The sequence below is a fragment of the Pseudomonas sp. LBUM1673 genome, from assembly GCF_059695645.1.
Window position 1 is genome coordinate 3,047,381 of the sequence record NZ_CP166780.1, and the last position, 12,266, is coordinate 3,059,646.

At 58.1% G+C, this 12,266-nt stretch carries 11 protein-coding genes; 4 read left to right on the plus strand and 7 right to left on the minus strand.

The annotated features are described in order from the left end of the window. Positions 1–308: 308 nt before the first annotated feature. Positions 309–491 (minus strand): DUF6026 family protein, encoded by a 183-nt coding sequence (locus tag ACA044_RS14010; protein WP_008069248.1) that lies wholly within the window; start codon positions 489–491, stop codon positions 309–311. Positions 492–763: 272 nt separating this feature from the next. Between ACA044_RS14010 and gnd the strand changes: the two genes are divergently transcribed. Genes gnd through ACA044_RS14025 form a run of 3 tightly spaced genes read left to right on the plus strand, consistent with a single transcriptional unit; the run spans position 764 to position 4,082 of the window. Further along, complete coding sequence (gene gnd / locus ACA044_RS14015) at positions 764–1,744, plus strand: phosphogluconate dehydrogenase (NAD(+)-dependent, decarboxylating) (protein WP_497446875.1); 981 nt, start codon at positions 764–766, stop codon at positions 1,742–1,744. Beyond that, positions 1,741–3,264 (plus strand): glucose-6-phosphate dehydrogenase, encoded by a 1,524-nt coding sequence (gene zwf / locus ACA044_RS14020; RefSeq protein WP_497446876.1) that lies wholly within the window; start codon positions 1,741–1,743, stop codon positions 3,262–3,264. The genes gnd and zwf overlap by 4 nt, the downstream gene beginning before the upstream one ends. Continuing rightward, positions 3,261–4,082 carry an HAD family hydrolase gene (locus ACA044_RS14025; RefSeq protein WP_497446877.1) on the plus strand — a complete coding sequence of 274 codons (822 nt, stop codon included), beginning with the start codon at positions 3,261–3,263 and terminating at the stop codon, positions 4,080–4,082. The genes zwf and ACA044_RS14025 overlap by 4 nt, the downstream gene beginning before the upstream one ends. A gap of 115 nt (positions 4,083–4,197) precedes the next feature. Here ACA044_RS14025 and nhaB read toward each other — a convergent pair whose 3' ends face one another. From nhaB to ACA044_RS14040, 3 genes are all read right to left on the minus strand, one after another. Beyond that, complete coding sequence (nhaB, locus tag ACA044_RS14030) at positions 4,198–5,700, minus strand: sodium/proton antiporter NhaB (RefSeq protein ID WP_497446878.1); 1,503 nt, start codon at positions 5,698–5,700, stop codon at positions 4,198–4,200. Positions 5,701–5,777: 77 nt separating this feature from the next. Then, entirely contained in the window at positions 5,778–7,067 is a 1,290-nt protein-coding gene (locus ACA044_RS14035) for a delta-60 repeat domain-containing protein (RefSeq protein ID WP_497446879.1), read from the minus strand. Between the two features lie 285 nt (positions 7,068–7,352). Further along, entirely contained in the window at positions 7,353–7,619 is a 267-nt protein-coding gene (locus tag ACA044_RS14040) for a hypothetical protein (RefSeq protein ID WP_497446880.1), read from the minus strand. Between the two features lie 343 nt (positions 7,620–7,962). Here ACA044_RS14040 and ACA044_RS14045 point away from each other — a divergent pair, with 343 nt between their 5' ends. After that, positions 7,963–9,288, plus strand: coding sequence for a sigma-54 dependent transcriptional regulator (locus ACA044_RS14045; RefSeq protein WP_497446881.1), 1,326 nt, complete (start codon positions 7,963–7,965; stop codon positions 9,286–9,288). 167 nt (positions 9,289–9,455) lie between these two features. Here the strand turns inward: ACA044_RS14045 and fapF are convergent, their stop codons facing one another. The 3 genes from fapF to fapD are packed head-to-tail and all read right to left on the minus strand — an operon-like array spanning position 9,456 to position 12,236. Further along, complete coding sequence (fapF, locus tag ACA044_RS14050; protein WP_497446882.1) at positions 9,456–10,736, minus strand: fibril amyloid transporter FapF; 1,281 nt, start codon at positions 10,734–10,736, stop codon at positions 9,456–9,458. A 46-nt stretch (positions 10,737–10,782) separates the two neighbouring features. Further along, positions 10,783–11,523, minus strand: coding sequence for a fibril amyloid subunit FapE (gene fapE / locus ACA044_RS14055; protein WP_497446883.1), 741 nt, complete (start codon positions 11,521–11,523; stop codon positions 10,783–10,785). A gap of 32 nt (positions 11,524–11,555) precedes the next feature. After that, entirely contained in the window at positions 11,556–12,236 is a 681-nt protein-coding gene (gene fapD, locus ACA044_RS14060) for a fibril amyloid maturation endopeptidase FapD (RefSeq protein WP_497446884.1), read from the minus strand. Positions 12,237–12,266 lie beyond the last annotated feature (30 nt).

The following is a 12,266-nucleotide window of genomic DNA, read 5'->3' on the forward strand; positions in this document are numbered from 1 at the left end:
CACAATGAGCCGGAGTATCAACAGACAGGTGTGAAAACTTTGTGAGTTGCCGGAGCTGGCAGGGTTGCAGCGAGAAGGAAGCGAAGGCTGTTCCTGATGCCTGTTTCAGGCACGACACACTTTTTGTAGCAGTTGCCGAGCCCGCGAAGCAGTCGTAAACCCTATATGCACGGTTTCTGCTCAAATACCGCGGTGGATGGTTTTACGACTGCGGCGCGGCCGAACGCAGCCTCGCAAGCTCGACAGCTGCTACAGATCGCATTACGGCTTTGTTCCCTTCTCTCAAACGAAAAGGGTAGGCGAGAGGATCAGGCGTGGGGAGCACGTTGGGTGACGGGCAAGGGCTGAGCCTGATTGCCTTGGGTCAGCAGGCGCAATTGTGCGACCTCCCGCTTCAACTGGTCACGCTCGTCTTTCAATTGGCGCAGTTCATCGCGACGGATCGTGACGTAAAGGGTTTGTGCTGGCAGTGCTGTGTGTACGGTGCCCATTGCTCACCTCGCAAATGGCTGTCTCAACTGTAAGTCCGTTCCCGAAATCGGGTGCTGACTCACTATCGGCGCCAATTTTGATTTCTTTTGCCCCCGAAGGGAACTTTTTTATTTTTCATGGTCGTTGTGTCTTCGGTGCGATAACCGACGTTATCAGTCTGGATCGGGCACAATGCCCGGAAACTATGTGCCAGCACTCTGGACTAACCCTCAATAGTCGCGTTGGGCTATAACCTTTGACACACTTTATTTGTAGTAGGGAGCATCAGTACATGCAACTCGGGATTATTGGACTGGGCCGCATGGGTGGCAATATTGCGCGGCGCCTGATGCTCAACGGCCATGCCACCGTTGTTTACGACCGCAATACTGCCTTTGTCGACACCCTGGCTGAAGAAGGCGCCACCGGTGTTGCCGACTTGCCAGCCCTGGTCGCTGGCCTGGCCAAACCACGCGCGGTATGGGTCATGCTGCCCGCCGGTGCGCCGACCGAAGACACCATCGACACCCTGAGCACCTTACTTGAAGCCGGCGATACCATCATCGACGGCGGCAACACCTTCTATAAGGACGACATCCGCCGGGCCAAAACCTTGTCGGAAAAAGGCCTGCACTACATCGACGTCGGCACCTCCGGCGGCGTCTGGGGCCTGGAGCGTGGCTACTGCATGATGATCGGTGGCGATGCCGAGACCGTTAAGCGCCTCGACCCGCTGTTCGAAACCCTGGCCCCAGGCCTGGGCGACATTCCTCGCACCAAGGACCGCCAGTCCGATGACGATCGCGCCGAGCGCGGTTACATCCACGCCGGCCCCGCGGGCGCCGGGCATTTCGTGAAGATGATCCATAACGGTATCGAATACGGAATGATGCAGGCCTTCGCCGAAGGCTTCGATATTCTCAAGACCAAGGCCAGCACCCACCTGCCGGAAGATCAGCGCTTCGACCTGAACGTCGCCGACATCGCCGAAGTCTGGCGTCGTGGCAGCGTGGTGTCGTCCTGGTTGCTCGACCTGACCGCCGACGCCCTGGCCAGCGACCCGAAACTCGAGGGTTACTCAGGCTCCGTGGCCGACAGCGGTGAAGGGCGCTGGACCATCGAAGCTGCCATGGAGCAAGCGGTGCCCGTACCGGTGCTGTCGAACTCGCTCTTCTCTCGCTACCGTTCGCGCGGGCAAGGCACCTTTGGCGACAAGATTCTTTCGGCCCAGCGCTTCGGCTTCGGCGGCCATGTGGAGACTGCGAAAAAATGACCCATGTGATCCGCAGGAAATCCAAGGCAGAACCCGCACCACCCACCACGCTGTTTCTGTTCGGTGCCCATGGTGATCTGGTCAAGCGCCTGCTGATGCCGGCGCTGTACAACCTGAGTCGCGACGGTTTGCTGGGGAATGGACTGCGGATCATCGGCGTCGATCACAACGCTATCAGTGACGAGGCTTTCGCCAAAAAACTCGAAGATTTCATTCGGGCGGAAGTCGCGGCCAAGGTCGGCAAGGGCGATCAAGCCCTTGATCCGGCGTTGTGGGCCAAATTGGCCAAACACATCAGCTACGTCCAGGGCGACTTCCTCGACGAACGCACCTACGAAGCGCTGGCGGCGAACATCGCCGCCAGCGGCACTGGCAATGCGATTTTCTACCTGGCCACCGCGCCGCGCTTTTTCAGCGAAGTGGTGCGCCGTCTCGGCGCTGCCGGATTACTGCAAGAAACTCCCGAAGCGTTCAGAAGGGTGGTGATCGAAAAACCTTTCGGCTCCGATCTGTACACCGCCGAAGCCTTGAACGCGTGCTTGCTCAAAGTGATGACGGAAAAACAGATCTACCGGATCGATCACTATCTGGGTAAGGAAACCGTGCAGAACATTCTGGTGAGCCGGTTCTCCAACAGCCTGTTCGAAGCCTTCTGGAACAACCATTACATCGACCACGTGCAAATCACCGCCGCCGAAACCGTCGGCGTGGAAACCCGTGGCAGTTTTTATGAGGTCACCGGCGCCCTGCGGGACATGGTGCCCAATCACCTGTTCCAATTGTTGGCGATGGTGGCCATGGAACCACCGGCCGCCTTCGGCGCTGATGCAGTACGCGGTGAAAAAGCCAAAGTCATCGGCGCGATTCGCCCCTGGTCAACCGAAGAAGCGCAAGCCAACTCGGTGCGCGGCCAATACACCGCCGGCGAGATCGATGGCAATCCGCTGCCCGGCTATCGTCAGGAAACCAACGTAGCGCCCGACAGTACGACCGAAACCTATGTCGCGCTCAAAGTCATGATCGACAACTGGCGCTGGGTCGGCGTGCCGTTCTACCTGCGTACCGGCAAGCGCATGAGCGTGCGTGACACCGAGATCGTCATTTGCTTCAAACCGGCGCCGTATGCGCAGTTCCGCGACACCGAGGTCGATGAGTTGCAGCCGACTTATCTGCGGATCCAGATTCAACCCAACGAAGGCATGTGGTTCGACCTGCTGGCCAAGCGGCCGGGGCCGGCGTTGAACATGGCCAATATCGAGCTGGGCTTCGCCTACAAGGATTTCTTTGAAATGCAGCCATCGACCGGCTATGAAACCCTGATCTACGACTGCCTGACCGGCGATCAGACGCTGTTCCAGCGTGCCGATAACATCGAGAACGGCTGGCGCGCCGTGCAGCCATTCCTCGACGCCTGGCAGCAGGACGCGACGGTGCAGAGCTATGCGGCCGGCGAAGACGGGCCTCAGAGCGCTGACGAGCTGCTGACCCGCGACGGCCGCGTCTGGCACAGCGTCGGATGAGTGACGTCACGCAACAGTCCATCCGTTTTCTGCTCAGTGACATGGACGGCACTTTACTGCTCCCCGATCACAGCCTCAGTCAGCGCACGATCGAGGCGGTCCGCGCCTTGCGCGAGGCCGGCGTGCTGTTCAGCCTGGCCACTGGGCGTCCGCCCAAAGCCATGTTGCAGCAGATCGAAGCCCTGGGTGTCGATCTGCCGACGGCGGCCTTCAATGGCGGCACGATCGTAAACCCGAACGGCAGTTTGCTGGTTGCGCATTATTTGCCGGCCTCGTCAGCGCTGACGGCTTTGGCGCTGTTTGCCGATCAGCCGGACATTGAAGTCTGGGTGTTCAGTGGCGGCGACTGGCTGTTAAAGGATCAATACGGCCCGATGGTCCCGCGCGAGCAGCATGGTTTGGGTTATCCGCCGGTGGTGGTCGAGAGTTTTGAGCCTTACATGGCGCGTATCGACAAAATCGTCGCCGCCAGCAACAACGCCGAACTGTTGATCGAACTGGAAGCGCAGTTGCTGCCCAAGGTCGAAGGACAGGCACAGGTTTCGCGCTCACAACCGGTCTATCTGGACGTGACCGCGATGAAAGCCAACAAGGGCGAGGCATTGGCGACACTGGCCGAGTTTCTCGGTGTGCCGCTGGAGCAGACCGCCGCCCTCGGTGATGGCGGCAATGACCCGGCGATGTTTCATCGTGCCGGGTTGTCGATTGCCATGGGGCAGGCGGAGGAGGCAGTGAAGCGTCAGGCTGACGTGGTGACCGGGGCCAATACCGAAGACGGCGCGGCCCAGGCGATTGAGCAATACATCCTCCCTCGATGACGACACAAAACCAATGTGGGAGCGGGCTTGCCCGCGAAGAGGCCGTCACATTCAACATCGTTGTTGAATGACACATCGCCTTCGCGAGCAAGCCCGCTCCCACATTTGGTCGGTGTTACAACCAGTAGCTCACCGCATACCAGCCCAGCACGCCCATCACCACGGTGTAAGGCACCGCCATCCACACCATCCGCCCGTACGACAGGCGAATCAGCGGTGCAATCGCCGAGGTCAGCAGGAACAGGAACGCCGCCTGACCATTGGGCGTCGCCACGCTCGGCAGGTTGGTGCCGGTATTGATCGCAATCGCCAGGGTTTCAAAGTGCTCGCGGCTCATGTGGCCGGAAAGGAACGCCTGCTTCACTTCCGTGATGTAAATGGTCGCTACGAACACGTTGTCGCTGATGGCCGATAACAAACCGTTGGCAATAAACAACATGCCCGGCTGTTGATCTACCGGCAGGGCCAGCACCCATTGGATCAGTGGTACGAACAGTTGCTGATCGTGAATCACCGCCACCACCGCGAAAAACACCACCAGCAGCGCCGTGAACGGCATCGCATCCCTGAAGGCGTTGCCGATGCGGTGTTCATCGGTGATGCCGGTGAACGCGGTGATCAGCACGATCACCATCAAACCGATCAGGCCCACTTCAGCGACGTGAAACGCCAGCCCGGCAATCAGAATCAGCGCCGCCATCCCTTGTACCAGCAACGCAGCGCGTTGACGGGAAGTGCGCTCGGCGTTGTCTTCGGCGGCGTAGTTGGCCAGTACCGTCCGCACGTTGTCCGGCAGCAGCGTGCCATAGCCGAACCAGCGCAGCTTCTCCAGCAGCACACAGGTCACCAGGCCGGCTGCCAGCACAGGCAACGACACCGGGGCGATCTTCAGAAAGAACTCCGCGAAGTGCCAGCCCATCTCATGGCCAATCAGCAGGTTCTGCGGCTCGCCGACCAGCGTGCACACACCACCCAACGCAGTGCCGACCGCGCCGTGCATCAGCAGGCTGCGCAGGAAGGCGCGGAACTGTTCGAGGTCGGCATGGTGGAGGGTGGGCAAGTGTCGGTCATCGCAGAATGAGCTGTCCTGACGCGGATCGCTGCCCGAGGCGACGCGGTGATAGACCGAATAAAACCCCACGGCCGCACTGATGATCACCGCAGTGACGGTCAACGCATCAAGAAACGCCGACAGAAACGCCGAGAGGAAACAGAACATCAACGCCAGCAGGGCTTTGGAGCGAACCCCCAGCAGCAAGCGCGAGAACAGGAACAGCAGCAGGTCTTTCATGAAATAGATGCCCGCTACCATGAACATCAGCAGCAGGATCACTGGAAAGTTGTGCACTAATTCGTCATAGAGCGCCTGGGGCGTGGTCATTTTCAGCAGCAGTGCTTCGATCAGCAGTAACCCGCCGGGCATCAGCGGGTAACACTTGAGCGCCATGGCCAGGGTGAAGACGAACTCCAGCACCAACAACCAGCCGGCCGCCACCGGACCGACCGTCCACAACACCAAGGCGTTGAGAATCAGGAAGCTGACAATGCTCGCCTTGTACCAGCGAGGTGAGTGCCCGAGAAAATTGTGTGTGAAGGCCTGGGCCATTGAGCCGGACATCGGCTACTCCTTGTATTAAGAAGCACGCAACTTGCCGTAACAAAGAGGGAAGATCAAGTGCGGAAAATGACCTTGGCCTAGCACTGGTAACGTGCGACGACTGCGCGGTAGTTTCCGTCCAGTGAATAGCCGCCTACGACGATGCAACCATCGGCCTGTACAGCCAATGAAGTAGCGGTATTCGGACCACGACTCAGGCATGTGCGAACCCAGCCGATGCCCTTGGCAAAACTGCGGTCCAGTTGCCCATTGGGTAAATGCCGGGCGAGAATAAAATCGGCGTCGACCCCGCCCATCGTCGCTCCGACGGTCAGCACACGGCCGTCCGGCTGAACCCCGGCGGCGGTCCAGTGGCAACCACTGCGGCAGACTCCCAGTAGCTTTGGCTGGCCACCGTTGCAGTGAACATCCGGCCGGCCATTGCTGTGAACTTTCAGGGACAGGCAGCGCATCGGGTCGCGACTGCTGCCAAAACAATGCAAGTCACCATTTTCATGCTGGACGATCTGGCAGACCCGAGCGCTGCGGTCCTGTGCCTTGAAGGTCATAAAACCATCCACGGCGAAGCCGTCGTCCAGCCGACCATCCGTGTGATAACGCGCCAGCAGACCTTCCTCGGGAAAATTGATCGATCCGCTCACCAGGATCCGGCCATCGCGTTGCACCATCAGGTTGCTGAGCCAGGTGTTCATCAGCAAGTGCCTGACCATGACGAAGCCACGACCGTTGAAGGTGCTGTCCAGCGAGCCGTCGGCGTTGAGCCGTATCAGCATGCCGACGTGATCGGTCAGTTCGTAGTGATGATTGGCCAGCAGCAAGATTCGACCATCTTCCTGCACGCAGACATCACAGGCTACGGCCCCCGGTACACCGGACGCTAACCAGGTATCGCCAGCCCCGCGGGAAAGATTACCCGGCAGACGCACTACGTAGCATCCCTTGTCGCCAAAACCCTGGACCGGGCAGCCTTGCTGATCGAACATCGCCAGAGCGGGCAGTGTGCGGTGAGCATTTTCGTAGTGCAGGCCGGCCACCAGAATGTTGCCGTCCGGCAGCACTCGCACCTTGACAGCCACGGCCTCAAAGCCATGGACGAACTGCCCGATGATGCTGCCTTGCTTGCCGAATGCCAGATCCGCCGAACCGTTCTCTAGCAGGCGAGCCAGGCCAAAGCGGCTGCCACCTGGCGTGCCGACTTTTGCCGCCACCAGTAACCGGCCGGCGTGGTCAATCGCAACGCCATTGGCCATGCTGAAGGTACTGCCGGCGAAATACACTTGAGTCTTGCCGGTGCCAGCGAAATGCGTATCGAGCTGCCCGGCGTCCTTCACGGTTGCAGGTAAAGCAAAAGCAGTCTGAAGTGACATGCACGCATCTCCTTGGCAGTCGTCCTTCTCCGGGTGGCCGGGGGGTGACTGCATGAGCAAAACATTCAATCCCTGAATGCGCTGATGTTCAACTGCCATTACTGTCGGGAAAGGGGCGTTTTGTGCCAGAACAGTGTCTTTTCGAACCACTGACCAGTCTGCCAAGTAATTAGGCGGGTTAAACGTTGGAACAGGTGAGTGGCGTTGCGCAGCTGACCGTAGAAAATCGTCAACTAAGAGGAAGAGGAGGGGGCGCGGATTACCGGGAGGTAATCCGCGAAAACATTAGTGCGGCATGGACCACGATTGCAGTTTGTAACCTTCCAGGCTCAACTCGGCACGGGCTTCTTCCAGCAAGTGTTCGAGTTGCTCGGGATCGGAATAGGCGCTGCTTGGAATTTGTTTGCGGCTGATGCGAGTGTTAGTGCGATCGATGACGGTCAGGCTGAGCTCGCCATTACCGTCTTGTGGTGCCCAGGCCACGCATTGAAAGGGTTGGAATGCGCGGTCGGCAATCAAAAGTGCTTCGTTGATACGGAGCGGGGCGTTCATGGGATCTTCTCTCTATATGCCCAATCAAGTGATGTGCCGTCGGTTGGGCTTACCGTTCGGCTGGTTACTTGTACTGATGCCCGCAACTGGGGTTTGGGTCACACACAATCAAAAGAAATTTCAACTTTCTTTGTTTGATTCGATATTCAGGCCGTTTCTGAAAGCTGAATGAAAGGTTCAACTCGTTAGGTAACTAACCAAGTGACTTCTTATAACTAATAAGCAAACAGCCCTATAAGCAATCGATACAAGCCCGCGTCAAAATCTTGCTAGTGTTACAACGAAGCTCGCCAAATGACTGTTTTTAATAATATTTCCTAAAATTTGGCGTCAAGGAACAGTCATGATCGAAGCGCCTGCCTTACGACGTCTGTTAGTAGTGGATCCTTGCGACGACTGCCACCGTTTGTTGCCGGGTTTACGCGCAGTGGGTTGGGATGTCGATAGCTGTACCCTGGAAAACGCCACCGAGCGAACCTGCGATGTCGGCTTGTTGCGTTTACAGCCCTTTCATCTGGAGCGCCCGGAAGCCGTCAAGGAATTGATCACCCGTAGCGGTACCGAGTGGATTGCGGTGCTGAATCAAGAAGTCCTGCGATTGCAAAATGTCGGGGACTTCGTTTGCGAATGGTTTTTTGACTTTCATACCCTGCCGTTCGATGTCTCACGGGTTCAGGTGACCCTGGGCCGAGCGTTCGGCATGGCGCGCCTGCGCGGCCAGGGCACGGTTCATATCGATCAGCCTGAACACGAACTGCTCGGCGACAGCAAACCGATTCGCGAACTGCGCAAATTGCTGAGCAAACTGGCACCCACCGAATCTCCGGTGCTGATCCGCGGTGAAAGCGGGACCGGCAAGGAATTGGTCGCTCGCACCCTGCATCGACAATCCCAGCGTCACAGCAAACCGTTCGTGGCGATCAATTGCGGCGCGATTCCCGAACACTTGATCCAGTCCGAACTGTTTGGCCACGAGAAAGGGGCCTTTACCGGTGCTCATCAGCGCAAGGTCGGGCGGATCGAAGCGGCCAACGGCGGAACACTGTTTCTCGATGAGATCGGTGATTTGCCCCTGGAGTTGCAAGCCAATCTGCTGCGCTTCCTGCAGGAAAAGCACATCGAACGTGTAGGCGGCAGTCAGCCGATTCCGGTGGATGTGCGGGTTTTGGCGGCGACCCACGTCGACCTTGAAGCCGCCATCGAGAAGAAACGCTTTCGTGAAGATCTGTACTACCGCCTGAACGTGCTGCAAGTCGTCACCGCGTCACTGCGTGAGCGCCATGGTGACTTATTGATGCTGGCCAACCACTTTTCCCATTTCTACAGCCATGAAACCGGCCGCCGTCCGCGCAGCTTCAGCGAAGACGCCTTGATTGCCATGGGCAAGCATGACTGGCCGGGCAATGTTCGCGAGCTGGCCAACCGGGTACGTCGCGGGTTGGTACTGGCCGAAGGCCGGCAGATCGAGGCGCGAGACCTGGGGCTGATCAGCCAGCAGGCCATTGCCACGCCGATGGACACGCTGGAAGACTACAAGCGCCGGGCAGAGCGCCAGGCCTTGTGCGATGTACTTAACCGCCACAGCGATAATTTGAGCATCGCCGCCAAGGTGCTGGGGGTATCCAGGCCTACCTTCTACCGTTTGTTGCACAAACATCAGATACGTTGAGCGATTGCAGACCCGTAGGAGCGAGCGGTGCGGCGATCCGACTTGCCCGCGAAGAACGATAGCGCGGTGGTCCAGTTAAACCGCGTAGCGTTCTTCGCGGGCAAGCCCGCTCCTACAGAATCAACAAAAAAGCCCGCCGAAAAGGCGGGCTTTTTGTGGGTGCCGGATTAGAAGTAGTACGGGAATTTCAGGCTGAAGGAAAAGTCTGGCGAGTCGTCGGTCAGGCCGATGGCCAGGTTGGGAACGATCGTCAGGTTATCGGTTGCCGCCAGGGTCATGCCGATGTTGAAGTTGGCCGAGTTGTAATCGCTGTTGGAAATCGATTGCCAATCGCCACCGTCCGGCTTGATCTTGCTCTTGCGGGCGAACTGATCGGTGAACGAGAACGACATACTCATCTTCTCGTTCAAGGCGAATGCAATGCCGGCGCCGACCTGCCAGGAATCGCCCAGTTTCACGTCCCCTTTCACCTTGGAGCCGACCTGAGGGCTGATGTCGCTGAAAGAATCTTCCATGTTGTAGGTGTAGGCCAGGCTGCCGAACAGCACGGCCGGGTCGAAGCTCTTGACCAGCGAGATACCCGGGGTGATCGACCAGACACCATTGCCGGTAGGCAAGTCCTCGGGTACCGAGAGGTTATCGTTGTTCGGGTCATTGACCAGCTTGATGCCGTAAGGGTCCTTACCGGTCGGCGCCTTGACGCGCATTGTAAAGACCGCGTCGGGTCGATTGGGCGACTCATCCAGAAACTTGTAAGCAACGCCAAAGTTCACATCGCCGATGGTCGGGTCGCGGGTAACGGTTGCCTCCGACGTCACCGGGCCTGCGCCACCGGCGCCACCGGAGGAATACGTTGATTCGCGATAAACCACGGGGACGTTAATGTCGAACTGCCAACGTTGTGCCACGTTGTAGCGGGCGGTCAGGTCCAGGGTCCAGTTATCCGCCTTGATACGGTCGAGGTTGATGTTGCCGAGGAAAATCGCATCCAGTGCCAGGAAGCCGTTGAGTACCAATGCACGGGTATCGTAGTGCGTGTAGGTCAGGCCGGTTTCGACGCTGAACTTGCCGCCACCGAAGAAGCCGCTGGCTTCGTCATACAGGTTGGAAACGCTTTGCGCAGGCGCCGAATCATCCTTGAGCGATTGGCCGTATGAACTGCCTGTGGTTCCCGGCGCACCGGCGGCCACCGTCTGGCCACTCCTGGGCGTTTCTGCGGGGGATTTGGTCAGGCGTTTGGGAGCAGGTGTCGCAGGAGTTTCTTCGACTTGGCGAACGCGTTGCTCGAGTACCATCAACGCGTTTTGTTGTGCTTCGTAACGTTGTTTCAACTCCATGAGTTCTTGTTTTAGTGCTTCGACCTGGGGGTCCGGTGCTGCGTACAGCAGTGTGGCCGGGGCCAGGCTACTCAAACAAACGATAGCTTTGAACGTCAACGATCGGTGCATGGGTTAGTCGTCCCTTCTGACTACATCTGGTGAGACTGAGCGTAGATCAGAATCCTTGAGTGCGAAGACCTTTCAGCTGGTCCAGGTTGCCGTTCAGCGACCCGGTTGTCGACACGTTGTCACGCAGCACGACATTGAAGGATGTGAGGTTGCGGACCTGGTTGCTACCGCCGAGCAAAGTCGTGTTCTGCATCAGCCCACCCTGGCCCAGGCGTTGTACAGTACTGCCCTGGTTGTTGCTGGCCACGATGTTAAGTTGCACACCGGTACCGGTCGAGGAAACGCTGAGCGCGCCCGCGTCATTGGCGCCGACCAACGTCGAGCCTGCGGCCAATGCCTGGCCCTGCTGTTGCGTTGCTGGTGCTTGGCTAGCCTTTGTGACGTTGACATAAACGTTGTTGTAGGCAGTGTTATGGTCGCCGGCGGCACGCACGACTTGAGTGACGCCTTCGGTGCTGTTGAGGCCGTTGCCGCCAGTGACGGTACCGGTGCCTTGCGAATGCGCTGAGCCATTACCTTTTTCGTCGATCATCGACACATAGAACTGTGGCTTGATGGTCGATTGTTGAATTTGCATCGAGGACGTTGCCCCGATCACTTCACCGTTGGCATTTTGCCAAGTGCTGGTCATGACAATGCCGAAGCTGATGACCCGTCCCGGCATGACATAGCGGCCTCGCAGGGTCGCCAATTCCTGATCCTTCAATTCAATGGGTTTGAACGTCTGTGCCTGGGTCGGCACGCTGGCGGCCAGGCAAACCACGGCTAGCCAGATTGGAGTCTTCATTGGATGCTCCCGGAGCGTCGTGCTCCTTGTCATTAGAAGAAGTCGCTTCGGATGAATCCGAAATCCATCAACTCTGTGTCTCGCACCGGGCTGAAGGTGTTGATGCGGTTCTTGGCGGTCAGTGGCATGGGTGGGTCGAGCAATGCATTGGTTTTGTCGTAGCCCTGACCGATGACGGCAAAGATGATGCCGTTCCAGCCCTTTACAAAGTCCTCGACCTTGTAGCGTTTATGACCGAGTACCGGATCTCCGATATATACCCAGCCCTGATGGACTTTTTGCATGACCACAAAATGTTTGTAGCCACGGATATCCATGAGTACCACCACCGGGATTCTGATGTCGTTCAAGGACTCCGGCGATACCCGGTAGCCACGGGCCCGCATGCCGATACTTTCCACGTAACGCTTCATGTCGAGCATGGAGAAACCCTGGACGCGGACTAGATCTTGATCGGAATGTGCCAGCATGCCTTCGATGATCTGTTCTTCATTCACGTCCAGCCAATAGCCCTGGCGCAATACGGTCGCCAGCGCAGCTGCGCCGCAACTGAAGTCGGTTTTCTGTTGCACCAGGTCGGCAAATTTACGCTCGCGTACGCTCTGGATCGGCTTGTACACCACCGCGCCACCCGGCAGGATGGAAAGTGGCATCTGTGCAGCCTCGATCACGCTGGCCACGCAAAGCAACAATGCCAAGGCGATAATTCGCATGGTGGGACGCCCCTTGGTTGTGTTGAAAAA

Bases quoted from the DNA above. Each gene is read 5' to 3' on its own strand.
- ACA044_RS14010 (WP_008069248.1), bottom strand. From the start codon at position 491: ATGGGCACCGTACACACAGCACTGCCAGCACAAACCCTTTACGTCACG.
- gnd (WP_497446875.1), top strand. From the start codon at position 764: ATGCAACTCGGGATTATTGGACTGGGCCGCATGGGTGGCAATATTGCG.
- zwf (WP_497446876.1), top strand. From the start codon at position 1,741: ATGACCCATGTGATCCGCAGGAAATCCAAGGCAGAACCCGCACCACCC.
- ACA044_RS14025 (WP_497446877.1), top strand. From the start codon at position 3,261: ATGAGTGACGTCACGCAACAGTCCATCCGTTTTCTGCTCAGTGACATG.
- nhaB (WP_497446878.1), bottom strand. From the start codon at position 5,700: ATGTCCGGCTCAATGGCCCAGGCCTTCACACACAATTTTCTCGGGCAC.
- ACA044_RS14035 (WP_497446879.1), bottom strand. From the start codon at position 7,067: ATGTCACTTCAGACTGCTTTTGCTTTACCTGCAACCGTGAAGGACGCC.
- ACA044_RS14040 (WP_497446880.1), bottom strand. From the start codon at position 7,619: ATGAACGCCCCGCTCCGTATCAACGAAGCACTTTTGATTGCCGACCGC.
- ACA044_RS14045 (WP_497446881.1), top strand. From the start codon at position 7,963: ATGATCGAAGCGCCTGCCTTACGACGTCTGTTAGTAGTGGATCCTTGC.
- fapF (WP_497446882.1), bottom strand. From the start codon at position 10,736: ATGCACCGATCGTTGACGTTCAAAGCTATCGTTTGTTTGAGTAGCCTG.
- fapE (WP_497446883.1), bottom strand. From the start codon at position 11,523: ATGAAGACTCCAATCTGGCTAGCCGTGGTTTGCCTGGCCGCCAGCGTG.
- fapD (WP_497446884.1), bottom strand. From the start codon at position 12,236: ATGCGAATTATCGCCTTGGCATTGTTGCTTTGCGTGGCCAGCGTGATC.